The organism is Nocardioides sp. CPCC 206348 (genome assembly GCF_048654705.1).
Taxonomy (GTDB): Bacteria; Actinomycetota; Actinomycetes; order Propionibacteriales; family Nocardioidaceae; genus Nocardioides.
In genome coordinates this window covers 76,267-100,178 of the sequence record NZ_JBMCZA010000243.1, presented here as the reverse complement: position 1 = coordinate 100,178, position 23,912 = coordinate 76,267, and the positions used below count along the sequence as shown (strand labels likewise).

The 23,912-nt window shown below is 68.0% G+C and carries 22 protein-coding genes; 1 reads left to right on the top strand and 21 read right to left on the bottom strand.

The genetic code is table 11. From position 1 onward, the window contains the following. The 17 genes from ACOADB_RS28860 to ACOADB_RS28780 all read right to left on the bottom strand — a co-directional run. Nucleotides 1-719, bottom strand: a 719-nt coding sequence (locus ACOADB_RS28860) for an AMP-binding protein (RefSeq protein ID WP_378607376.1), incomplete at its 3' end; no start/stop codon positions are given. Nucleotides 720-827: 108 nt separating this feature from the next. After that, on the bottom strand, nt 828-1,220 hold the full coding sequence (locus tag ACOADB_RS28855) for a hypothetical protein (RefSeq protein WP_378607373.1): 393 nt from the start codon (nt 1,218-1,220) through the stop codon (nt 828-830). Between the two features lie 70 nt (nt 1,221-1,290). Beyond that, nucleotides 1,291-1,509, bottom strand: a complete 219-nt coding sequence (locus ACOADB_RS28850; protein ID WP_378607370.1) for a hypothetical protein — start codon at nt 1,507-1,509, stop codon at nt 1,291-1,293. Between the two features lie 3 nt (nt 1,510-1,512). Then, complete coding sequence (locus tag ACOADB_RS28845) at nt 1,513-2,580, bottom strand: peptidylprolyl isomerase (protein WP_378607367.1); 1,068 nt, start codon at nt 2,578-2,580, stop codon at nt 1,513-1,515. A 25-nt stretch (nt 2,581-2,605) separates the two neighbouring features. Beyond that, entirely contained in the window at nt 2,606-4,843 is a 2,238-nt protein-coding gene (locus ACOADB_RS28840) for an RND transporter (protein ID WP_378607364.1), read from the bottom strand. Continuing rightward, nucleotides 4,840-6,141 (bottom strand): MlaD family protein, encoded by a 1,302-nt coding sequence (locus tag ACOADB_RS28835; RefSeq protein WP_378607361.1) that lies wholly within the window; start codon nt 6,139-6,141, stop codon nt 4,840-4,842. Before ACOADB_RS28835 ends, ACOADB_RS28840 begins: the two co-directional genes overlap by 4 nt. Next, nucleotides 6,141-7,373 (bottom strand): MlaD family protein, encoded by a 1,233-nt coding sequence (locus tag ACOADB_RS28830; RefSeq protein WP_378607358.1) that lies wholly within the window; start codon nt 7,371-7,373, stop codon nt 6,141-6,143. Before ACOADB_RS28830 ends, ACOADB_RS28835 begins: the two co-directional genes overlap by 1 nt. Next, a complete protein-coding gene (locus tag ACOADB_RS28825; RefSeq protein WP_378607355.1) occupies nt 7,370-8,671 on the bottom strand; it encodes an MlaD family protein in 1,302 nt (433 codons plus the stop codon). The genes ACOADB_RS28830 and ACOADB_RS28825 overlap by 4 nt, the downstream gene beginning before the upstream one ends. Next, a complete protein-coding gene (locus tag ACOADB_RS28820) occupies nt 8,671-9,933 on the bottom strand; it encodes an MlaD family protein (protein WP_378607352.1) in 1,263 nt (420 codons plus the stop codon). Before ACOADB_RS28820 ends, ACOADB_RS28825 begins: the two co-directional genes overlap by 1 nt. Nucleotides 9,934-9,936: 3 nt before the next feature. Further along, nucleotides 9,937-11,325 (bottom strand): MlaD family protein, encoded by a 1,389-nt coding sequence (locus ACOADB_RS28815; protein WP_378607349.1) that lies wholly within the window; start codon nt 11,323-11,325, stop codon nt 9,937-9,939. Then, a complete protein-coding gene (locus ACOADB_RS28810) occupies nt 11,325-12,554 on the bottom strand; it encodes an MlaD family protein (protein WP_378607346.1) in 1,230 nt (409 codons plus the stop codon). Before ACOADB_RS28810 ends, ACOADB_RS28815 begins: the two co-directional genes overlap by 1 nt. A 1-nt stretch (nt 12,555) precedes the next feature. Beyond that, nucleotides 12,556-13,377 carry an ABC transporter ATP-binding protein gene (locus ACOADB_RS28805; RefSeq protein ID WP_378607343.1) on the bottom strand — a complete coding sequence of 274 codons (822 nt, stop codon included), beginning with the start codon at nt 13,375-13,377 and terminating at the stop codon, nt 12,556-12,558. Between the two features lie 60 nt (nt 13,378-13,437). Next, the gene (locus tag ACOADB_RS28800; RefSeq protein WP_378607340.1) at nt 13,438-14,307 is read right to left on the bottom strand and encodes an ABC transporter permease; all 870 of its coding nucleotides are present in this window, start codon (nt 14,305-14,307) and stop codon (nt 13,438-13,440) included. Between the two features lie 10 nt (nt 14,308-14,317). Further along, nucleotides 14,318-15,175 (bottom strand): MlaE family ABC transporter permease, encoded by an 858-nt coding sequence (locus ACOADB_RS28795; RefSeq protein ID WP_378607337.1) that lies wholly within the window; start codon nt 15,173-15,175, stop codon nt 14,318-14,320. A gap of 129 nt (nt 15,176-15,304) precedes the next feature. Then, nucleotides 15,305-16,549 (bottom strand): NAD(P)/FAD-dependent oxidoreductase, encoded by a 1,245-nt coding sequence (locus tag ACOADB_RS28790; RefSeq protein WP_378607334.1) that lies wholly within the window; start codon nt 16,547-16,549, stop codon nt 15,305-15,307. Continuing rightward, complete coding sequence (locus tag ACOADB_RS28785) at nt 16,546-17,037, bottom strand: SCP2 sterol-binding domain-containing protein (protein WP_378607331.1); 492 nt, start codon at nt 17,035-17,037, stop codon at nt 16,546-16,548. The genes ACOADB_RS28790 and ACOADB_RS28785 overlap by 4 nt, the downstream gene beginning before the upstream one ends. 82 nt (nt 17,038-17,119) lie before the next feature. Then, a complete protein-coding gene (locus ACOADB_RS28780) occupies nt 17,120-19,456 on the bottom strand; it encodes an ATP-binding protein (RefSeq protein WP_378607328.1) in 2,337 nt (778 codons plus the stop codon). A gap of 222 nt (nt 19,457-19,678) precedes the next feature. On the opposite strand from ACOADB_RS28780, the gene ACOADB_RS28775 reads away from it, so the two are divergent. Further along, complete coding sequence (locus tag ACOADB_RS28775; protein WP_378607325.1) at nt 19,679-20,629, top strand: LuxR C-terminal-related transcriptional regulator; 951 nt, start codon at nt 19,679-19,681, stop codon at nt 20,627-20,629. Nucleotides 20,630-20,764: 135 nt separating this feature from the next. Here ACOADB_RS28775 and ACOADB_RS28770 read toward each other — a convergent pair whose 3' ends face one another. The 4 genes from ACOADB_RS28770 to ACOADB_RS28755 all read right to left on the bottom strand — a co-directional run. Beyond that, a complete protein-coding gene (locus ACOADB_RS28770; RefSeq protein WP_378607323.1) occupies nt 20,765-21,079 on the bottom strand; it encodes a 2Fe-2S iron-sulfur cluster-binding protein in 315 nt (104 codons plus the stop codon). Beyond that, nucleotides 21,072-21,284 (bottom strand): ferredoxin, encoded by a 213-nt coding sequence (locus ACOADB_RS28765; RefSeq protein WP_378607321.1) that lies wholly within the window; start codon nt 21,282-21,284, stop codon nt 21,072-21,074. The genes ACOADB_RS28770 and ACOADB_RS28765 overlap by 8 nt, the downstream gene beginning before the upstream one ends. A gap of 28 nt (nt 21,285-21,312) precedes the next feature. Beyond that, nucleotides 21,313-22,635 carry a cytochrome P450 gene (locus ACOADB_RS28760; RefSeq protein ID WP_378607319.1) on the bottom strand — a complete coding sequence of 441 codons (1,323 nt, stop codon included), beginning with the start codon at nt 22,633-22,635 and terminating at the stop codon, nt 21,313-21,315. A gap of 16 nt (nt 22,636-22,651) precedes the next feature. Further along, nucleotides 22,652-23,912 (bottom strand): aldehyde dehydrogenase (locus ACOADB_RS28755; RefSeq protein WP_378607317.1); only part of this gene is annotated, 1,261 nt, incomplete at its 5' end.

Genomic DNA, 23,912 nt, shown 5'->3' with positions numbered 1-23,912 from the left:
AACTGCACGTCGTCCTGGGTGTACTCCAGGCTCTTCGCGATGGCGGCCGCGCTGGACCGTACGGTGTTGAACGAGTGGAAGCAGCCCTTGGGGCGCGATGTGGTGCCCGACGTGTAGACGATGAGGAAGCCGTCGTCCGGCGACGAGTCGGTGCCGAGCTCGGCCTCCAGGTCGGCGACGTCACCCTCGACGAAGAGGCCGGACAGGGGACTGCCGTTCGTCGAGTCGTCCGAACGCGCCACGAACAGCTCGCGCACGCCAGGCGCACCAGCACGCAGCTCGGCGAACATCGCGGAGTGATCGAAGCCCTTGAACTCGCCGGACGTGACGGCGATGGAGGCCCCGGAGTGCTGGAGGACGTAGCCGACCTCGTCGCCGCGGTAGATGGTCATGATCGGCACCAGGATCGCGCCGATGCGGGAAGCCGCTGCGGCGATGATCGGGAACTCGACCCAGTTGGGCAGCTGGACCGCGATCCGCTCACCGCGCTGGAGGCCGGCCCGCTTGAGGCCGACGGCCATGCGCAGCACGCGGTCGGCGTACTCACCGAAGGTCAGCGTCGTGGAGACGTCAACGAGGAAGGGGGCGTCGGGGGTCGCGGCCGCCTGTGCCGTCACAAGGCCGTAGAAGCTCGATTCCTGCCAGTACCCCTGGTCATAGAACGACGCGATGTCCTCCTCGGAGTACCGATCGCGAACCGTCTTCAGCTGCTCAGCCATTCCGTAGCCCTCTTCCCAAGTGCGAGATGCACATCACACGATGTACGTCGCAGAATATAATGGTCAGTCCTTTAATGCAATGCCGAGGCGTCCCCGGCACCCCATGTACTAGGAGGTCGCGCTCGCCGTGCGGGAGGCGTCGAAGCCGGTCCGCGCGAGCCCGACGGCCACGCCGGCGAGGACCGCCACGACCGTGGTCAGGAACAGCTGCAGCAACGGCAGTTCGCCTGCTCCCGCCCGCACCAGGGGAATGATCATGAAGTAGCTGCCGACGGCCGCGACCGGCGCCTGCCGCCAGGCGAGGACCGGCGTTCCGCGCGGTGTGGCCGCGACAGCAGCGACCACGAAGGCGACCACTGCGACGAGCGGAAGCCACACGTAGCCGAGCGGCTCGACGAACTGGGCCACGGCCGGATGCACGAGCCCGCCGACCAGCAGGATGCCGAACCCGCGGAAGGCACCACGGATCACTGCGGCGTATCCGAGGGCGCGAGTGCTCATGCTCGGAAACCTAGATAATCACGCTCGCCGGGGCATCGCCCCTGGGGCGGATGCCCGTCACCCGAACGGATCAGACGACGGCGAGGACGGCCGCTCCGAGGAGCACCAGCCCCGCCAGGTAGCACGCGAAGGCACCCCTGCGCAGCGACCGGATCTTGCGCTCACGCTCGTAGACGCCGTAGTGCTCCGGCACCAGGACCAGGGCATTGGCCCGCCCCCAGTAGCCGAGCGCCCAGACCCCAGCGCCCACCAGCGCGAGCACCGCGGCGTGCAGCAATTGCTCACCCATGGCTCATTCCCCAGGGGTCACATCGGCCTGGTCGATGTCCGGAACCGCGCCCGGGTCGTCCGGCAGGTAGGCATCGGCGTAGGTCACCTCGTGGTCGGCAATGACGTCCGCGAGCCATGAACGCCACACCTTCAGGGACTTCTCGGCGAGAACGGTCTGGCGCAAGGCGTCGCGCAGCTCGGCGTACTTCGCCGGGGCCGCAGGGAGCTCCCTCTGGACCTTGCCCACGTTCCATCCCGACTCGGTCTGCACGGGTCCGAACAGCCCGCCGACGGGCGCCTTGAATGCCGCCTTCGCGTAGGCATCCTCCAGGTTGTCGGCAGGAAGGACGCCCAGGTCGCCGCCGCTGTCGCGGGTCGCGGAGTCGAGACTGGTGGCCTTCGCGACCGCCGCGAACGGCTCGCCGGACCGGAGCTGGCGCAGCACCTGCTCGGCGGCACCGCGGTCGGCCACCACGATGTTGCTCAGCTTCCGACGCACCGGTGTGGCCAGCTCCTCCTTGCGGTCCTCGAACGTGTCCTTGAGCTCGGCCTCCTCGGCCGACACATCACCGGCGACGTCGTCGAACAGCTTGGAGACCAGGAGCTGGTCCCCGATCTCGCCGCGGACCTGGTCCTCGGTGGCGCCGAGCTCCCCGAGCGCCGCGACGAAGGCAGTGCGTCCGCCGTCCGGGTAGCGCTGATCGATCAGGCCCTGGAGCGTCTCGTCGATCTCCTTGGCCGCGATCACGATGCCCCGCTCCTTCGCTTCGTCCTGGAGCATCAGCTGGACGGCCATCGACTTCGCCGCATCGCGGAGGAAGTCCGACTTCTCCGACTCCTTCTCCGGAGCCTGCACGCCGTAGAGCGCCTCCAGCGCATCGATCCTGCGGTCGACCTCGTCAGCGGTGACCACCTGGTCACCGAGTCGGAACGCCGCGCCGTCCGGCAGGTCGTCGCGCTGGACGAACCACCACGACGCCGCACCGGCAACGACCAGGACGAGAGCGACCAGGACGGCGAGCGTGCGGCGGTCCGTCCCGCGAAGGCGGTCGGCCCAGCTCGTGGTCGTCTCGACCTTCACGACGGACACGGTGGCCTCGTCCGTCGGGGGTGTGTCAGTGGTGGACGGGCTCATGGTGCGCCTCCGGTGCGTTCGAGGAGAGGGGGACGGTGGAGGGCGGCGTCAGTTGCCCCGCCCGGAGGGTCGCCAACGCCAGGGCGATGAGGACCGAGATTGCCACCGAGCCGGACAGGGCGAGCCCGAGCTCGCGAAGGACGGGCAAGGAGGACGTCAACAGGACGCCGTAGCCACCCAGGGAGAGCAGGACGGCCAGCATGACCGAGCGTTGCATCGCCGGGTCCTCAGCGCGGCGGGCTGCGAGGAGCAGGACCGTGAACTCCGAACCGACGGCCGCCGTGAGCGCACCGAGAGCCAGGGTCAGCGGGTTCAGCGCGCCGATCACGGTCACCAGCAGGGCGATCGACAGACCGGTCGCGATCGCGGCCGCGAACAACGCCAGCAGGGCGTCACGACGATCGGGTAGGAGCACGACCAGCGCGAGGGCCGCTGCAAGGAGTGCGACCACGCTGGCCTCGTAGCGCTCACCGTCGACCAGGTCGTAACCGCGCTCGGCGGCAGCCGGAAGTCCGGAGACCTCCACGCTGTAGCCCGCCGGCGGGGGCGGCAACGCGTCCTTGACCGACTGCATGAGGTTGCGGTCATCGGCCAGGTCCGTCCAGGCCACGCCATAGCTCGCCAGGGCCTGGCGACGATCGAGCGAGACCACTGCCGAGGTGACGTACGACGGCAGGGCATCGATCCCGGCCTCGACCTGTTCGGCACTCGGCGCCTCCCCCAGGAAGGAGAGGAGCCCGCTGACCGTGACGACCGGCTGGACCCGGTCACCGAACTGGGTGACGATCTCCTGCTCGGCCGTCCGGGACCAGGCGAGCGCTTCGGGCGTGAGCACGTTGGCGCCGACGAGGCGGACGTCGACCTCCGCGCTGAAGCCGATCACCTCCTCGACATGGACTGCTTCCTCGAGGGCGGGCAGCCCGGCCAGCAGCTGCTGCGGGTCCGTCTTCAGGTCGGTGACGGCCAGCGCACCCCAGCCGATGGCCGCGCCGAGCACACCGATGATGGCCACGCCGATCGCGAACCCACGGGGCATGGACCAGGACCCCTTCGGGGTCTGCCCTGCAGCAGGTTCCGGGGCGGTGTCGAGCAGACCCGGACGCACCCAGGCCGCCAGCAGGCTGAACGCGACCACCAGGGCAAGACCGAGCGGCACGGCGTAGCCCAGCTCGGCCACGAAGGGCAGCGGCGACAGCAGGAGCCCGGCGAACGCGAGAGCGGAGGAGACAGCGACAGCCAGGACCACTCGGCGGTGGCCGGTGCGCGAGAGATAGACGGGGTAGTAGCTGCCGAGGCCGAGGATGATCGGGAGGAAGGTCGCAGCTCCCAGCGAGAGGGGTTCGTCCCGCCAACCGAACGAGCCCAGCGTGCCCGCGGTCGCTCCGATCATCACCAGGAGGGGAGCGAGCCGCCAACGACGGCGGGTCCACGGCACCAGCAACAACGCAAGCGCGACGACCGCGAAGGCCGTGACTGCCAGGCGCGGGACCTCGCTGCGCAAGCGGTCAGCGAGACCGACGCTGACCACCGGAGCACCGGTGACCGTCAACTCGGCACCGTCCGGAACAGCACCGTCCTCACGCAGCACCTCGCGGACGTCAGCAGCCAACGCGGCGGCCGCGTTCTCGTCGAGGCTCTCGCGCGGCCGGAGGTAGATCGCCACCGTTTCGTCCGCAGGCAGGTACTGGCGCCACTGGGCGCGCACCCGTCCGGTCTTCGGGTCCTTCACGACGGACTGGACGAAGTCGGCGTTGCTCAGGGTCGGCAGGCCTGCAGGAAGTGCCTGGACCATCAACGCCCCATAGCGACGTTCGAACTGCTTGAGCTCCTCGGTCCGGCCCGCCTGCTTGAGGGCGTCGCGTTGGCCGCTCAGGTCAGCCAGCAACTGCTTGACCCGCAGCGCGATCTGGTTCAGCGTCGTCGCCGGTCCGAACGTCGCGACGACGTCGTCCAGCGCCGAGAGCTCACCTTCCAGCTGCAGAAGTCGCGGCAGCCGCTCCTTGTCGAGCGGGTCTCCGCCGCCCTCGACGAGCACCACGACCGGGTCCCCGCCGAACTGCTGCGCCATCCCCGCCAACGCCTCGACTGCCGGATCGTTGGCCGGGAGCAGCGACTCCAGGTCACTGTCGACCTCGAGCCGGCTCAGGCCGACGGCAGCCCACACTCCCGCCGTGACCACGAGGGCCACGGCGATGAGGAGACGCAGGCGGGTGCTCACTCCTCGTCCCGCTCCACATGCGGGTACGTGCCGGTGAACGGACCGGGGGTGACGGACTCACCCGGCTTCGGGTAACCGTTCGACTTGTCCAGGATCCCCGTGTTGAGCGGCAACGGGTTGCCCTTGAACGAGCCCTCGTTGAGGACCGGGAAGATCCGGAGGTAGTGACCGTTGACGTCCGAGTTGCCCAGCATGGCTGACCAGTTGGCGATGAACGCCGCGAGGTCGGGGCCGTAGGGCTTCATGAACGCCAGCATCGGGTTCACGTCTGCGAGCGCCGCACGCGTCGTCGGAATGATCCGCACGAGCTCCGTAGCCACGTCCGGGACCCGCTTGAGCGTGGCCGGTGCCTTGTCCAGCGTGGCATCCAGCGACGGCAGCAATCCGCGGAGGTCCCGCGTCGTTCCCGGCAGGTACGCGAGGGCCCTGGTCAGTGCGGGCGCCGCTCCGTTGATGCCCTTGGTCACCGGTCGCAGATCCGCAGCCAGCACGGACAGCTGGGTGGTGGCCTCACGGGCTGTGGACAGCACACCGGGCAGGGCCCGGACCGTGGCCTCGATGTCGCTCTTCTGCGACGCGGTGCTCGAGGTGAGCAGACCGGCGTGTTCGACCAGGTCGACGATGCGGCCCTGACCGGAGTCCAACGCGGTCATCACGCGACTCGAGGTCGACACCAGTCGCTGAAGGTCCTGGGACTGTGCCTCGAGGGCGTCGAGGACGTCGTACCCCTCGCGGCCGAGGTTGCCGAGGCCGGTCAGCGTCTGCTGGAGCTGCGCGCCGGTCTGTTCGGTGGAGGCACCGAGGGACTGGAGCGAAGCGATCAGGTCGGCGCGGGTGTCCTTGTCGAGCGTCGCCAGCAGGTCGTCGAGCTGCACGCTCGGGACCAGGGCGTCGGCCGGCAGGGCGACGCCGTCGGGCAGCTCGGCGCCGGATCCGTCGACGATCTCGACGTACGTCTCCTCGATGAGGGACTTCGAGCGCAGGTGCAGGCGAGCGCCCTCGTGGAGGGGCATCGCTGCGTCCTCGTCGATCTGGAGGAGGACCGTCGCGGTCCCACCCTCGGCATCGAGCTTGCGGACCTTGCCGACGCGAACCCCGGCAACCATGACATCGGAGTCGTAGACGAGGTTGTCGACGTCCCTGGCCTCGAACGACACCTGGTAGCCATCGCTGGACACCAGTGGCAGCCGGCCACCCATGTTGAGCCACAGGTAGCCGAACAGGAGCGTGCACGCCGAGATGAAGGCGATCACGGTCACCGCGCGAAGGCGCGGGATGGCGGCGTACGGGATGCGCATCAGTGGTCCTTTTCGATCGGGATTCCCAGCGTCGAGGTGTTGATCGAGGTCTGGCCGCGCAGGATGCCGCCGTTGGCGTCCTGGAGACTGACGAACGACGCGGTGTTGTAGACGAACGCCTGGAGGTCGACGAACCGCGACAACAGCACCTGGGTGCCGCGATCCAGCCGCGACGCAATCGGTACGACGTCGTTGAGCGTCGGCTGCAACGCGTTGACGAACGGCCGCAGGTCTGCGACCACCGGACGCAGCTGCTCGACGACGGGTCGGGCACGGACTGCCGTGTCCTCGACTTCCTGGGCCACGTCGCCCAACGACTCGAGTGCAGACGGCAACTCCCCGGACGCCTTCTTGAGATTCGCCAGGGCGGGGTCCAGCTCGGCGCTCAGGCCGGTGACGGCGGACGTCGCTTCGCGCAGCTCGTCGGTCGCTCCGGGCAACGCCTTGAGCGAGGCGCGGATGTCGTCGTCGTGCTCTGCCAGGGTCGCGATGGTGGTCGCGAGCGAGGTCACCAGGTGCTGCAACCGCTCGTCGTCCTTGCCGACGGCCGACGCGATCTGCTGGAGGGCAGTGACCAGGGAGGCGATCGACTCGCGACGCTGTGCCATCGCCTTGACGACCGGGCGGAAGGTGCCGAGCGTCTCGTCAGCAGCATCCAGACCCTTCGGCAGGTTGGTCGCCGCGTTCGCCAACGCCATGTCGGACTCCCCCAACAACGAGGTGAGGGCGGCCCGGGTGCTCTCGTCGAGGTGGCTGAGCACCTCGTCGATCTGGACCGGGTTGGAGGTCTGGTCAACCGGGATGACGGACCCGTCCTTGAGCTCGCCCGCCTGCTCGGTGCCCTGGCTCATCTCGACATACATGTCGTTGAGTGGCGTCTTGGGCCGAAGGACGAGGTGCGTGTCCTTGTAGACCGGGTGACCCGGATCGAGCGAGAGGGTCAGTCGCGCCCGACCGTCGTCGCTCACCTTGGCCTCGGTGATCCGGCCGACCGTGACGCCCGCGATCCGGACCTCCTGGCCGTTGCCGGGGCTGATGGCGGGGACGCTACGGAAGTCAGCCTTGAGGATGACCTCGTCCTGCCAGGGCCATTGCACCCGCTGCTTGGCGAGGATCACGCCGGCGACGAGCAGGCCCGCAAGGATCAGCGCCACGATGGCGGTGACGTCGCGGCCAAGACCCGGGACCGTGCGCGCACGTTCCCATCCACGGATGAAGCGGTTCCTGGTCACGGTGCCCCCTGGGGATAGGCGAGCTGCATCAGCAGCTGCTCGAAGCTGATGGGCAGGTTCGACACGGAGCCGACCCCGAATCCGGGCTGGAAGTGGATGGTCGAGCCGTTGCGGTCCGTCATCTTGCCGGCGTTGTTCATGCCGGCGATGAGGTCGCCGAACTCCTTGTAGAAGACCGTGTCGTTGCCACCGTCCTTGTACATGCCCTTGCCGGTGAAGCCGCTGTTGATCCTGTCGACGATCGGCCCCTTGATGCGGTCGATGGGCTTGCCGTCGATGTCGTCCAGGATCGTGGTGGCGTCGATGGCGGACGGAACCAGGTCGTCCATGAGCGGACGCAGGTCCGCCAGTGCGGGGCGCAGGTCCGCGAGGACCGGCTTCAGCTCGCGCAGCGCCGGGTTGAGCGCCCGGAGCGTGGAGCTGAGCCGACGGGCAGTCGGTAACGCGTCGTCGGAGACGTCGCGCAGCTCGGTGAGGGTGTGGTCCAGCGCGCCGAGACCTGCCCGCGTCGTACGCAGGGTCTGGGGCAGGTCCTCGACCGCTTCGGCAACATCCGGGGATGAGGCAGCCAGGGTTCCGCTGACCTCGGCCAGGCCCGCAAGGGCGGAGTCCAGGCTTCCCTGGTCCTGGTTCAGGGTCCGCGCGGTGTCATCGAGGGACGCCACCAGCTTGCGCAGGTCGGCGGGCTTCTCCCCGCGGGCAGCGGAAAGGGTCACACCGAGCGGACGCAGCGTGTCGGGGGCGTCGTCGATGAGGCCGTGCACGGCCGCCTGGCCGTCCTTGTCCAGCGTCGCATCGAGACGACTGATGGTGCGCTGGGTGCTCTGGCGAGCCTCGGGCTTCAAGGTCTCCAGGACCCGGTCGAGCTCGACGGGCGTCGTCGTGCGGTCGACACCGATCGCGTCGACCTCGCCGGGGTCGCCGCCGGGCGCGAGCTCCACGTAGTAGTTGCCACCCAGGAGCGTCGTCGGCCGGATGGCGGCGGACGGGGCCTTGCGGAGCTTCTTCGTGATGCCCTTCTCCAGGTGCAGGGTGGCAACTGCGGTGCCATCCTCCTTGTGCTCGACCTCGGTCACGATGCCGACAGGAACACCAGCGACCTTGACCCGCGTGACGTGGCTCCGGAGCTGGTAGTCCCGCGCGAAGGCGACCTTGATGTCGTCACCCGGGCTGAGGAACGTCTGGATCTGCGTCTTCTGGAACAGCGTGACGCCGAACACCATCAGCAGGGTGATCACGACCACCCCCACGCGGGGTGAGGAGAACCGCTCGAAGCGGTGCAGTGCCCTGATCAACATCATCGGCTCCCGAGGAGGCTCGTGGCGCGGTCGTTGTCTGCCTGACCGGGCGCCGGGTACGGGTTGCGGTGGACGAACGGGTCCCGCACGGGAACCACGCCGGTGATCGACTCGGGTCGCACCACCAATGCGATGCGCAGGGAGTGGCCGGACTTGTCGCCGTACTGGTTGGCGCTGTTCCAGCGCTCGAAGAACCGGATCAGTTCAGGGGTGTAGGGAGCGAGGACCGCTGTCGGCTCGGCCGTGCTGTCCAACGTCTTCTTGAGACGGGACACGAGCGGCCGCGCATCGTCCATGGCGCCTGCGAGCGAGTCGACAGCAGGGACCGCCTTCTTCGCGACGCCGGGCACCTTGTCCAGGACCGGCTTGCTCTCGCGCAGCACCGCACGCAACGTCGGAGTGGCCTGGCCCAACGACTTCGCGCCGGGACGCAGGGCGCGCATTCCGCTGTCCAGCTGCTGCAGCGGCTCGCGCAGGTCCCTCATGGCCTTCGTGGTGCTGTCGAGTGCGGGAGCGGCCTCTTCGATGGTCTGCTCGAGCGGCGCACCTCCGTCGACAGCCAGCGCGTCCATGGTGGTCGCCAGGTCCTCCATCAAGCGGCCGACCTCGTCGGTCCGCCCGTCGAAGCGACCTGACAGGGTCTCCGAGGACTGGAGGAAGGCATCGAGCTCGGTGTCCGGAGCGGCGAGGGTCTTCGCCACAACCCGCAGGTCGGCCAGCAGCTCGGGCGCCCGGGCGAGGAAGTCCGCGAGGTCCGGGGCATGTCCGGCCGCGCCGGTGCCGGTCTCGTAGAGCAACGAGGCGGTGGACTTGCGGGTCGGCTCGTCGAGCGCCGACAGGACCTGGTCGAGGTTGACGGGCGAGGTGACGCCCGCGTCGTCCAGCTTGCCGTCCTGCGGCATCTGCCCCGCGTCGGCCTTGCCGGGATCGATCATCACGAAGTTCTGGCCCAGTGCGGATCGGGCGACGATCACGGCCGTGGCGTCGCGATACACGTCCTGGCCGGAGTCGAGCTGCATGTCGACCCGCGCCTTGCCGTCCTCGTAGGTGATCGTGCGGACCTGTCCGATCCGGACACTGGCCGTGCGGACGTCGTCGCCTTCACGCAGCCCGCCGATGTCGTCGAAGGAGGCAGTGGTGGTCCGGAAGGACTGACCGGGAAGGCCGGTGCTCGCCGTGAGGGAGAGGTAGAGCGCAAGGGACAGTCCCAGAACCACTGCGAAGCCGACGAGTCGGAGGGTGTTCGTTCGTGCGAGGCGCATGGCTCAGCGCCCTCCGATCAGGTACGAGAGGAGGTTCTGCTCCTGGGACGAGGTGAGGCCGGTGGCGCTACCGCCCGAAGCGGCCTTGCTGGGCGACTTGCCGGCGAGCAGACCGCCAAGCACTCCGTCGAGCGGGTCCAGCAGACCGCCGACACCGTTGAGCAGGCCGCCCAACGGCGGGACCAGCTTGCCGTCCTTGGTCTTGGTGGGAGCGGCCGGGACTGCGCCCTTGGGAACCAGACCGGTCAGCACCTCGGTGGTCACGACCACGTGGGCACGGAAGTAGTGGGACAGGCCGTCCTGACCGTTGGTCGTGAGCGCCCAGTACTTCACGAAGTCGAGGATCGTGGTCAGGTTGTCGAGCGCTCCGGTGGCGATCCGGCGACCGTTATGGGCCGTGGACTTCATGTCGGGCGACAGGCTCGCCAACGACTGCGCGACCGGACGGGCCCGCTCGAGGAGCACCTCGGCCTTGTCGAGGACGGGGTCGAGGCCGTCGAGCGCGGGCTCGGCACTCTTCGCGAAGGCCTTGAGCTCCCGGCTGATCTTCACCAGGTTCTCGGTGGCCGGCCGGAGGGCGGCGAGCACGGGCGCTGTCGAACCGGCAGCACCGGACAGCGCGGACAGGGTCGACCGCGCTTCGCGCAGTGCGGCCGGGAGCCGCTCGAGAGTGTCGGCGAGGTCGCGGTCGCTGCGCGCCGTCGCGCCGAGGGTCTTGTCGGTGGCGTCGACCAACTGGTCCAGTGCCTGGCCGTTGTCGGTCGCGAGCTGCTCGGCGACAGGGGTGACCGAGTCGACGAGCTCCTGGAGCACGGTGTTCTGATCGGCCAGGATCTGGCCCAGCCGATCCGTGTCCTGCAGTGCGGGAGCCAGAGCCTTGATGGCGCGGTCGGCATCCTCGCCGTGCCCCAGCATTCCCTGACCGAGCGTGGTGATCAGCATGGAGAGGGCCGTGCCCGTGGGCGCGTCCACCATGTTGAGGACCTCGTCGAGGTCGGTCGCACGCGTGGTCTGGTCGAGCGGCAGCGAGGCGCCGTCAGCCAACACCTCAGCATCGGGCGTGCCGCGGTCGAGCTCGACGAAACGCTCGCCGAGCAGGCCGACGGGGCGAACCCGTGCGGTGGCGTCCTGGTGGATCGGGAGGACCTCGTCATTGAGGATCAGGCCCACCTTGGCGACGCCGTTCTCGACCTCGATGGAACCGATGGAGCCGACCTTGACGCCGGAAGCCTTGACGTCGTTGCCCTTGATGAGCGGACTGGCGTCAGCGAAGTAGACGTACATGTCGGGATCGTCGGTCGACATCATGTCGATCGTGGTCCGGCCGGTGATGGCCAGGCCGAGGACGGCCGCGATGGCCACCGCCGCGAATCTGGTCCGGGTCGCGCTCATCACTGCATCTCATTTCCGTGGGCATCGGTCCAGCGCTGTCCCTCGGACTCGCCCGGGTGCCGGGTCAGGTGCTGGGTGACTCCGGGCGGCAGGATGCCGGGGTTGTTGACCAGGCTCGTCGGGCCTTCTTCGATGAACGCGCGCAGGTAGTGACCGTTGGCGTCGTAGTTGGCAGCGGCCGAACCCCAGTTGGACAACCAGCCCATCAACTCAGGCGTGTACGGCCGCAGGTAGGTCAGCGCAGGGCCCAGGTCACCGAGGACCTGGTTCGCCTGCGGCAGCACGCCCTCCGCGCCGTCGAGCAGTGCCGGCGTGTGGTCGAGCAGCGTGCGGGCCGACGCGAGGGTCGGGCGGAGCTCGGCGATGGTGGGTCGCAGGTCGCGCAGCACCGGCTCCAGCTGCTTCGCCACACCGGGCAGCTGCTCGAGGCCGGGAGCGAGCGCCCTGAGCAGCGGGCTGGCGGCATCCACCGTGCCCGGAACCTGCTTGAGAGTGGCCTCGGCCGTCTTCAGGGTCTCGGGCAGCTCCGCGAGCGCCTTGGACAGCTGGGCGCGGTTGGCCGCGATGGTCCCCGTTGCCGTGGTCAGGTCCGTGATCGTCGACTCGAGGTCGGTGTCGTGCTTCTCCAGCGTCGCCATCAGGTTGGACAGCCGGGTGATCAGCTTGCGAATGGTCGGGCCGTCGTTGCCGACCGCGTCCAGCACCTGGCCGAGGGCCTCGACCGCCGGACCGAGAGTCTGCAGGGTGGACTGGACGTCGCCCTCCTTGCCCTTCAAGGTGCCGGAAAGACGGTCGAGCAGGCTCTGCAGCTTCTGCCGGGTGGGCTTGTCCAGGGCGGCCAGCACCTGGTCCAGCTCGACCCGGTCGACTGAACCCTCGACGAGCGCGCCGTCGGCCAGGTCAGGAGCAGCGTCCTTGCCGGGGAAGAGCTCGAGGATGCGCTCGCCGAGCAGCGCCTTGTAGGACACGCGCGCCGTCGTACCGTCGTGAAGAGGGGCGTAGTCCTCATCGAGGGCCACCGTGATGACCGCCTTCCCGTCACGGGTCTCGAGCTCCTTGACACGGCCGGCGGTAGCACCGTCGATCTCGACCTCCGAACCGGGCACGAGGTTCGTCGCGGCAGGCAGGACGACGTCAACCGTGTAGTCGTCACCGGTACCGGTGATGACGACGGCCGACACCGCGAGGATCGCGCCGGCGCTGAGTGCTGCAATGAGTGGTCGAGGCATCTCAGTCCATCCCGAGCGGGCCGGCGGACTCGCCGGCCAGGAACTGCCGGACGAACGGGTCGTCGCTGTTGAACGCCTCGTCACAGTCGCCGTAGTGCACGAGCTTGCCGCCCCAGATCATGCCGACGTAGTCACTGACAGCACGCGCGGCAGCGATGTTGTGGGTCACCAGCAGGTAAGTCCCGCCGTGCTCTTCGTGCATCTGCTGGATCAGGTCACAGAGAAGGCTGGTGCGGACCGGGTCAAGGCCGGAGTCGGGCTCGTCGAAGAGCACGATGTCGGGGTTCATGATGAGCCCGCGCGCGAATCCGGCGCGCTTGCGCATCCCGCCGGACACCTCCGTGGGCAGCTTGTGGGCAGACCGCTCGAGGCCCACCTCCTGCAGGCGGCTCATCACCAGGTCACCGATGTCGGACTCGGACATGTCGGTGTGCTTGCGCAGCGGGAACGCGACGTTGTCGAAGATGTTCATCGACCCGAAGAGGGCACCGTCCTGGAACAGGACTCCGAAACGCTTGCGGAGCTCGTAGCGCTCGTCCTCACTGGCCTTCCAGATGTCCTGCCCGAAGACGACCACCTCGCCCTGGTCGGGCTCGAGCAGTCCGACGAGGTGCTTGAGCAGCACGCTCTTGCCCGTGCCGGACGGCCCCATCACCGTGGTGATGGCGTCGTCCACGAACGCGATGTCGAGGCCCTGGAGCACCTTGAAGTCGCCGAAGGTCTTGTGCAGGTTGTGCACCTGCATGGTCGCGGTGCGTCCCGCCATCGCAGCATGGAGACCTGCGGTCGCCGCTGCAGTGGTGTCGAGAAGTGTGGTGTTCATGGAAACTCCAGAGGTCGGAGGGAGCGAGGGTCAAGCGCGGGGCGGCCGGGGTCCCGGCGGCTAATTCGCAATCGGAGCGTTGGGCGACAAGCCCCAGAAGAGCTGGGTGGTCAGCAACCCGATGACATGGATCAGGACCATGTTCACCATCATCGATTTCGCCGTGTTGATGCCGACGCCGGCCGGTCCGCCCTTGGCCGTGTAGCCGTAGTAGCAGCCGACGATGACGATCACCGTCCCCATCAACATCACCTTGATGAGCGAGAAGAGGAAGTCGTACGGATTCTGGAAGAGCCAGAAGATCAGCGAGTAGCCGCCGGGCGAGACGCTGCCGTACTGGAAGACGACGATCATCCACTGCGAGAGGTACATGAAGCCCAGGCCGACGACGTACAGGAACGGCATCGCGATCCATGCGGCGACCAGGCGGGTGCCGATGAGATAGCTGCGCGACTTGATCCCCATGACCTCCATCGCGTCGATCTCCTCGGCGATGCGCATCGAACCGATCTCTGCGACCAGGCCGCAGCCGACCTTCGCAGCCAGGATGTAGCCCCACATGTAGGGCGCCATCTCGCGGAGGCTGCAGTACGCCGTGAACACCCCGGAGTAGAGGGGCGCGCCGATCGCGCGAAGGGTGTAGTTCGCCTCGGTGCCACAGACGGTGCCGATGACGAACTCCATCATCCAGATGATCAGCGCGCTGGCGAGGATCAGGATGCCGCACTGACGGAACACCTCAGCGGTGTACATCCGGACCCGCGGCAGCTCGCGGAACGTCTGGGCAGCGAACTGGGCGATCTCGCCCGCGGTGCCGAACCCGGCCCTGATGCTGGCCATCATCGAGGAGGCGCTGACCTCGATGTCCTCCTTCTTCGGAGGCGAGAGGGGCGCGTCGTCGTCGACGGGGCGATTGAGCTCGATGGTCACTGAGCCGGCCTCACTTGTAGACCTGCATGTCGGGGTTGAGCCCGAGCAGGATGGCGGTGAACAGGGAGTTGATGATGAAGATCGCGGCGAAGGAGATCACCACGGCCTGGTTGACAGCGCGGCCCACGCCGATCGGCCCGCCCTTGACGGTGAGGCCCTTGTAGCAACAGACCACTGCGATCACGAGGCCGAAGATCGTGGTCTTCAGCACGCTCCCCCACAGGTCGGTGACCGTGGCGTTCGCGAAGAAGCTGGAGAGAAAGGCTCCCGAGGAGGCTCCGAGAATGGGAACCGCTGCGATGTAGCCGCCGATGCAACCGAAGATCAGCGCGACCAGGTCCAGCAGACCCGTCATGATCGTCACGGCAATGACCCGGGGAACGATGAGGTCGCGGATCGGATCGACGCCGAGGACCTCCATCGCATCGATCTCTTCACGGATCTTTCGGGCACCGAGGTCGGCCGTCATCGCAGCGCCCACGACGCCCGCGACGACCATGGCGTTGATCCAGGGGGCGAACTCACGGACGCTCGCCATGATGAAGAACGAGCCGAGTCGCTCCGGGATGCCGAACAGGTTGTAGATGTTGCCCCCCTGGAGACCCGGGGCGCCGAAACCGAACGTGACCGTCGAGATCACCATCGGGATCCAGCAGAGCTTGAGCATGCTGAACATCAGGTCGCGAACCTCGCCCCAGTAGCCCCGGGGGTGGCGCACTGCGCTCCAGACGACGACGCCCAGCAGGACGCCCATCTCGCCGGCAGGCACGAGAACGGTGTCGAACAACTTCGATCCGCCGCCACGCTTCGCGGTGGGACCGGCCGGCTCAGAGCCGGCGGTCACCGGTGGGGGCATCGTCGCGGTCATGGTTCTCCTTCGGCCGATCAGGCGGGTGTGTCCGCCGTCACCAATCTCGTTCCTGTGGACCATTCGGGGCATCCCCCCTCGGGCAGAGGGTGCTCCCCCGTGCGGTTCGGCTGTCGCGTTCCCCGCCAGTCAGGAAACGAGATCGCGCAGCGGGACCGAGGGGTCACCGAGCTGCACAGCGTCGACGTGGCCTGACGAAGCGATGAGCTTCTTGCCCACCATGAAGTCCGGCGCGCTGTTGACCGTCTCGACGGCCACCACCGCGTCACCCGCCAGGTGGAACACCGCGAACTTGCCGGCGGCCACGTCGCCGCGGACCACCGCGCGGTCGGCAAAGCCGACCAGTCCGGCGATCTTGATCTTCAGGTCGTACTGATCGGACCAGAACCACGGCACTTCATGGGCCCGGACCGGCTCGCCGAGCACGTGGGCCACGACCTGCTTGGCCTGCTCGACCGCACTCGGGATGCTCTCCAGCCGGTGCCGACCGGGGAAGTGGTCGAGAGGCCGCCGGGTGACGTCACCGACCGCGTAGACACCCTCGACGGACGTGCGGCCGCAGTCATCCACCAGGACTCCGCCGTCACAGGCGACACCGGCCAGTTCAGCCAGTCCGGTCCGCGGGATCGCACCCACCCCGACGAGGACCGCGTCGCACTCGTGGCGCGCCCCGTCACCGAGAACGACAGCGGCCACCTTGCCGGAGGCGTCCCCCTCCAGACGTACGACGTCGGCGCCGGTGCAGATCTCGGTGCCCCGGGCGGCGTGGTAGCCGGCGAGGAAGCCGGCCAGATCCGCTCCCGCAACCCGGGCCAGGGCACGGTCCTCACGTTCGAGAACGACGACCGATGCTCCGAGGTGGTGCGCAGAGGCAGCGACCTCGAGGCCCACGTAGCCCCCGCCGACGATCGCGATCCGGGCACCGGCCACGGTCTCCGCAGCGATCCTCAGCGCGTCGTCGTGGTTGCGCAGGTAGTGGACTCCGTCCAGAGCGGCACCGTCGATCGTCAGGACTCGCGGAGCCGCTCCTGTCGCGAACACGAGGGCGTCGTAGGTGAGCGTCTCGCCACCCCCGAGAGTCACCGTGCGAGCCTTGGCGTCCAGGGCCTCAACTGCGTTGCCGAAGCGCGCATCGATGCGCTGGTCGGCGTAGAAGTCCTTGGGCTTGATGAGGAGTTCGTCCTCGCTCATCACACCCTTGAGGTAGTCCTTCGACAGCGGTGGACGCTGGTAGGGCCAGGTGTCCTCGTCGCCGACGAGGATGACCTCGCCCTCGTAGTCGTGCTGTCGCAGGAGCGCAGCAACGTTCGTGCCGCCGTGACCGGCACCGATGATGACGATGCGGCGAGGGTGAGTGGGCTGAGTGCTGTTCATGACGGAACTCCTGGGAGGGTGCGCGCTGCGCGATCCCTGATCGCGACAAGCTGGCGGTAGAACGGAAAGGCCTGCTCGAGGACGGGCAGCACCTTGAGCGCCTTGCTCACCTGGCCCTTGGCATGGACCTCCCCGCGGGCAAGGGCCTCCACGAGGTCGCGGTCCCCACGCATGAACCCGTCCAGGAACTCGGACGCACAGCTGAGCTCGACGTCCGCCGACCGGTCGGCCTCGTTCCACGAGACCGTGACGGGGTCGTGGAGATCCAGGGTGATGTGCGCGGGCACATCGGTGCAGGTCAGGCGGAGCGTGAGCGATGCAGAGGCGAGCTGCGGACCCAGGCAAGGGTCGATCGCAGCCAGCCTGAGCACCCCGCCCACGTAGCAGTCGACTTCGGCAGCGCTGGCGAAGAAGGGCATGTGACGCTCCGGTTCATCGGCGTCCCCCGGCGGGTTCCCGTCGGGAGTGCCGTCCGGAGGGACGGGCACGTCCGCAACCTAGGCGCGCAGGTGCCGTCCCCGAATCGCCCGTGGGGCGGAAATCCGTACGTCGATCGACGTCAGGCGGAGGTCAGACCGAGGTCGGTGTGCGTCGTTCGCCGACCCAGGCAGCGACCTGTGACCGGGAGTGGAATCCCAGCTTGGAAAGGATGTTCTCGACGTGCCCCTCGGCCGTTCGCTGGGAGATGACCAGCTTCTCCGAGATGGCACGGTTCGACAGGCCGTCGGCGACCAGCTCGGCGATCTCCTGCTCGCGCCGGGTCAGCTTGACGGCGCCGGAGTCGGCGAGCGAGGTGGGTGTCGGCACTTCCTTGCGTCCCAGTGCCAACGCAATCGCTTCTGCGCGTTCCATCTCGACGCCGGCCCGGAAGGCGGCGTCGAAGACTCGATCGCCGAGGTCTGCACGGCACAGCGCCTCGGCCTCGTGCATGCCCTCCAGCCAGTCCTCGGACCCGAACAGCCGGACGCCGAAACTCGTCCAGAGGCTGTCTGCGGCGCCGAGCAGGCAGGCAGCATCCTGGAACCTGCCGGCATCGGCCTGAGCCCAGGCCAGCAGGTCCATGGTGGTCGAGAGTCCACACAGGTCACGGAAGAACCACTTGATGTCCAACGCCTCACGAGCCAGCGTGATCGCGACTTCCGTGTTGCCTTCCAGCTTCTCGACGAAGCCGAGCCCGTAGAGCGCGTAGGACAGCAACCATCGCTCACCGGTGAGGGTGCACAGGTCGCGGCACCAGTCGAAGTGCGCCCGCGCCTCATCGAGCTCACCGCAGTAGAGATGGGCAAGGGCGAGCTGGATCCGGAGGCCCACGACCTGGTCGTCGAGCACGTCGTGCCCCGCGTACAGCGCCAGCGCCTTCGACAACAACGCCTTGGACCTGGGCGAATCGCGGAAGAGCTCGGACAGTCCGGCGACATGGGTGGCGTACGCCTCGACCCGGACGTCGGCCTGATCAACGGCGATCAAACGGGCCTGTTCGGCGGCGTCGTCCGCCCGACTCTGGTCGCCCTGGAGGCTGGCGATGTAGCTGAGCGTGCCCAGCGCGACGGCACGATTGATCGTCGGCTCGGGGCAGGCGGCCACCGCACGCTCCAGCCATTGCCTGCCCTCGTCGAGGAACATGGCGATCCAGAGGAACCACGGAGCTCCCACCAGCGTCAGCGAGCGTTCACGGCAGTCCTCGTGCGCCAGGCAGTGCTCGGCGGCGGCGCGAATGTTGGCCTGCTCGAGGCGCAGGATGGTGCACCACAGTTCCTGCAGCGGCCCGAACCACTGCAGACAGGCCTCACCCAGGAGCGCCTCGATCCACGACAGGTGTCGGTGGACCACCTCGTCGTACTCACCCCACGCCTGCAGGCGTTGGTGGCCGTGCTCCCTCAGCGGTTCGAGCATCCGGAAGCGCACCTGGCCCTGGGTCTCGGTGCGACTGATGATCGACTTCTCCAACAACCCCTGGAGCACGTCGAGCACGGCGTGTCGCGGCAAGGACTCTCCGGCACACACGATCTCGGCCGCGTCGACGCCGAAGCCACCGGTGAAGACCGATGCGCGGGCCCACAAGGTGCGCTCGTCGTCGGTACAGAGGTCATAGGACCAGTCGATGGTCGCCTCGATGGTGCGGTGTCGTGACGGGCCTGTCCGCGACGAGTAGCGCAGCACCTCGAGCCGGGCGTCCAGCCGCTCGACGAGGTCCTCCAGTCCCAGCACGCGGAGCTTGACGGCCGCGAGCTCGATCGCCAAGGGGATTCCTTCGAGCTTGCGACACAGCTCGACGGCAGCCGCCTGATTGTCGGCGGTGAGCTCGAACCCGGGTACGACGGCGGCGGCTCGCTCGCGGAACAGCGCGAGCGACGGGAACAACGAGGCCACGCCGGCCTCGTCCGCCCGCTCTTTCGGCGGCACCGGGAGCGGCGCGACGCACAGCACCGTCTCCCCCGGTACGCCCAGGGTCTGGCGGCTGGTGGCCAGCACCCGCAGACCCGAACTGTGCCTCAGCAATTCGTCGACCATCTCGGCGACGTCGAGGAGCACGTGCTCGCAGTTGTCCAGCACCAACAGCATGCGGGTCCCGGCGATGTGCTGGAGCGCGACAGCCCAGGTGTCGCGGCCCGGCAGCTCCGGCAGGCCTAGCGCCTCGACCACACTCTGCCGGAGCATCCGCGGATCCCGGAGATCAGCGAGCTCCACCCACGCGACGCCGTCCGGGTGGCTGCGGGTGAGCTCTCGTGCGGCGCGGAGAGCGATCCGGGTCTTACCGACTCCCCCGAAGCCGGTGAGAGTGAGCAACCGGGTGTCGCCGAGCAGCTGCTTGACGTTGCTGAGGTCGGAACGGCGACCTTCGAAGCTGGTCAGGTCTGAGGGCAACCGGACGGCGGGCCCTGCGCGAAGGGTGTCGGGCGCGCTCACAGAACCCCATTTGTGCTCCGCCATGACGACCTCACTTCGCGTACCACTCTCAGCGCCCAGTTTCCTACAAATGGTCGGACCAAACAAGGCCCTACGCCGGGATACCTGGAAATCCTACTCAGGTACCTGTCCGGGGTGACTCCACGTGGCCTGGGTCATTGAAGGGGAGCATCGTGACGGTCGTCACAACATTTGGTCCAACCGTTTACTTCAGGAGGAATCGTGACCGCGCTCCCCGTGTCCACACCCCTACTTCTCGACCGGGTCGACCGACGTGATCACTCCCCGGCAGCCGCGCTCCGACGGGTCACCCGGGCGCTGGACGACCTCAAGGCCCTGACGACCGTCGACCAACTCGTGCAGCGGGCACCGGTTGCCCTGTGCCGGGTCGGCTTCGACCGGGCGATGATCTCCCGCGTGGTCGACTCGGACTGGGTGGTCGAGCGCTTCCACAGCGAGGTCGACCCCGTCCAGGCAGCGGAGATCACCGCTGCGGCACGCACCGAGAACCAGCGGCTCGGGCCGAATGTCATCGAGCTGGAGATGGTCCGGCGCCGGGTGCCGCTGCTCGTGGTCGACGTCAGCCGCGAGTCCCGCGTGAACCCCCGACTGGCCGCGATGACGGGCTCGAGCTCGTACGTCGCCGCCCCCATCGCACCTGATGGGGAAGTGGTCGGCTTCTTCCACGCCGACCGCCTCTGCGCCGCGCCCGTCACCGACTTCGACCGCGAGATCATCGCCCTGTTCGCGCAGGAGTTCGGGAACCTGATCGCGGCGGCCAGCCTGCGCGAACGTTTCGACCGGCTGCGCACGACGGTGGACAACCTCCGCTCGTCCCTGGGGGGGATGGTCGACGGATGTCTGGACGGTCCGATGGACCTGGTCAGCGAGAAGCAGGTGACGGGCGTCGCCGCCCACACGTCCGGACTGGCGCCCATGACGGGCCAGCGGCTCACCGGCGCCCCCGAGATCGACCGCCTGCTCTCCGAACGCGAGCGCGAGGTGCTCAAGCTGATGGCACTCGGCGAGACCAACGGACGCATCGCCAGCCGTCTGGTGATCACCGAAGGCACCGTCAAGTCCCACGTCCGGCACATCCTGCGCAAGCTCAATGCCGCCAACCGTGCCGAGGCGGTGTGCCGCTGGCTCCAGCGCCCCGGCGTGACTGTCTGAGCAGATCGACCACACGACCCCGGAGCCGGAGGCTTCGGGGTCGTGTTCCGTGCTGCAGCTCCTGGCTGCGTCTCGCGGCACGACGAAAGGCCCCGAACCCGGCAGGGATTCGGGGCCTTTGTCGGACCGTGTTCGTCAGCTCGTCGGTACGACGACCCGGGCGCCGCCGTTGCCTTCGCCCATGATCAGCTGGCAGGCCAGCCGTGAGTTCGGCTGCGAACCGTCGGCGAACTCGAGCAGGTCGCGCTCCTCGTCGGTCACCTCGTCGAAGTGACCCTCCCAGGCAGCGTCGACGTACACGTGGCACGTGGCGCAGGAGCAACTCCCGCCGCACTCGGCGACGATGCCCGGAAGGTTGTTCCGGACCGAGCCGTCCATGACGCTCTGGCCGGAAGGGACGTCGATCGTCAGCTCGCGACCGTCGGCGAGCACGTAGGTCACCTCAGGCATGACTGGCCTCCTCGTCCTTCGCCAGCCGGAGAGCGCCGGTCGGGCACTCGTTGACGGCGTTCGTGACCCGCTCGAGGTCTCCCTCGGCGATCTCGGCGATCGCGACCTGGGTCTGGCCGTCCTCACCGATGACGAAGTAGTCCGGGGCGAGCTCGACACACGTCTCGACCCCACCGCAGGTGCCCTGCGTGTGCACGACCTTCATCGTCGTTCCTCCTTCTCCTGCGAGACGATCAGTTCAGCTCGAGGCGAACCGGGAGCCGCTTGATGCCCCCGACGAAGTTGGTCTGGGTCAGCTTGCGACCCTCGAGCAGCTCGATCGACTCGATACGGGGCAGGAGCTCTTCGAACATGATCCGGAGCTCCTGCTTGGCCAGGTGCTGGCCGATGCACATGTGCGGGCCGTAGCCGAAGGCGATGTGCTTGTTGGGACGGCGCTCGAGGTCGAACGAGTCCGGGTCCTCGAAGACGTCGACGTCCCGGTTGGCCGACTGGTAGAGCGGCATGATCCGGTCGCCGGCCTTGATCTCGACGCCGCTGAGCACGGTGTCGACACGGGCACGACGCATGAAGTGCTTGACCGGGGACGCCCAGCGCAGCGCCTCGTTGACCAGGTCCGGGATGAGTGCCGGGTTGGCCTTCACCTTGGCGAGCTGGTCTGGGTTCTGGCCGAGTGCCTCGATCGCGCCGGTGATGGTGGCCGACGTGGTGTCGTGCCCGGCCGTGGCAATCGCCATGAACCAGCCGTAGGCGAACGTGTTGGGGTAGAACTCCCCGTTCTCCATCTTGGCGTTGGCGATGAGCGACGACAGGTCGTCGCGCGGGTTGGCGCGACGATCGGCAACCATGCCCTCGAAGTACCCGCAGAAGTCCTGGAAGGCCTGCGCGAACTGCTGGGCCATGGCCTCGGGACTCTGGACGACGTCGTCACGCTGCAGGTCGGGGTCAGCGACTCCGAAGAACTCCTGGGTGAGCTTCATCATCCGCGGCTCTTCCTCCTCGGGAACACCGAAGAGGGTCATGATGACGTGGAGCGGGAAGTACAGCGCGAAGTCCTCGATGAAGTCGATCTCGTTCGTACCCTTCTTCAGGTACTTCTCGATCGCCTCCGTGGCGAGGGTCCGGATCTGGTCCTCCCACTGCTTGAGGTTGGTCGGACGGAACCAGGCACCGGCGATGTCCTTGACCGCGGTGTGCTCCGGCGGGTCGAGGTAGGGAAGCGCGTCCATGATCCGGAGGCTGCCGCCGGTCAGGCTCTTGGTGAAAGCGTCACCGGCCTGGTTGGTCAGGATCGGGTTGTGGTCGCCCGGCTCCTCGTGGCCACCCGCGGTGAAGAGCTCCGTGTTGCGCTCGACCTCCATGATGTCGGCGTGGGTGCTCACCAGCCACAGGTCGTCGAAGCCCTCGACGCTGGCCTTGCCGACCGGCATGTTCTCGCGCAGCCACTGGTAGGCCGCGAACAGCTTGTCGTGGTCGGAGTGACCCTCCGGCAGCACGATCTGTGCCGCGATGTCGTCCGGGACGATGTGCGTCGTCGTCTCATCGATGACAGTCATCTGCTTGCTCCTCGGTTCAGTTCGCCGCGACGGGCGGGAGGTAGATGGTCTGGAGGGTCTGGAACGCGACGAGGCCCTCGGGGCCCAGCTCGCGACCCATTCCGCTGGACTTGATGCCACCGAACGGTGCAGTCGGGTCGTTGACGTAGTGGTTGACACCGATCGTTCCGGTCCGCACCTTGCGCGCGAATGCCTCGCCACGCTCCGTGTCAGCGGTCCACACGGACCCACCGAGGCCGTAGTCGGTGTCGTTGGCGATCTGCACGGCCTGCGCTTCGTCGCCGTAGGGAATGACCGCGAGCACGGGCCCGAAGATCTCCTCCTGGGCGATCGTGTGGTTCGGGTCGACGTCAGCGAAGACCGTCGGCTGCACGAACCAGCCCCTGTCGCGGTCGGCAGGCCGACCACCACCCGCGACGAGCTTGCCGCCGTCCGAGCTTCCCTTGACGATGTAGGACTCGACACGCTCTCGCTGGCGAGCCGAGACGAGCGGGCCGATCTGCGTGGTGCGGTCGAGCGGGTCGCCGATCACCAGGTTCGACGCCAGACCGGCGATGGTGTCCACGACCTCGCTGTAGCGGCTCTGCGGCGCGAGGATCCGCGTGCCGAGCCAGCAGATCTGGCCGTTGTTGAGCAGGGTCGAGGCGAAGAAGCTCTCGATGTTGCCGAGCAGGTCCGCGTCGTCGAGCACGATCGCAGCGGACTTGCCGCCGAGCTCGAGCGTGACAGGGCGGAGAAGGCGGCCGCAGGTCTCGGCGATCGCCCGACCAGCGGCGGTCGAACCCGTGAAGCTGACCTTGTCGACACCGGGGTGCTCGACCAGGTAGGCGCCGAGCTCGCGACCGCCGGGGACGATGTTGAGGACACCCTCGGGCAGTCCGGCAGCAACAGCAGCCTCCGCCATCAGGAACGCGTCGAGCACGGTCTCGGGGGCGGGCTTGAGCACGACGGTGCAACCTGCGGCCAGCGCAGGCGCGATCTTGAGGAACGTGATCCCTTGCGGCACGTTCCACGGAACGATCGCAGCGACGACCCCGATCGGCTGGCGGCGAATGACCGCGGTGCCACCGAGCATTCCGGGACGACGCTCGTCGGCCTGGTCGACGACCAGCTGGCTGTAGTAGCGCAGCAGGAGGGGTGGGAAGGGGATCTCGAAGGCCTCGGCGACGACGATCGGCATGCCGTTCTGCTGGCTGACGCGCGAAGCCGTTTCGGGTCCGCGCTTCTCGAGCTCGTCGGCGAAGCGCAGCAGCACTTCCTGGCGACGAGCCGGCTCC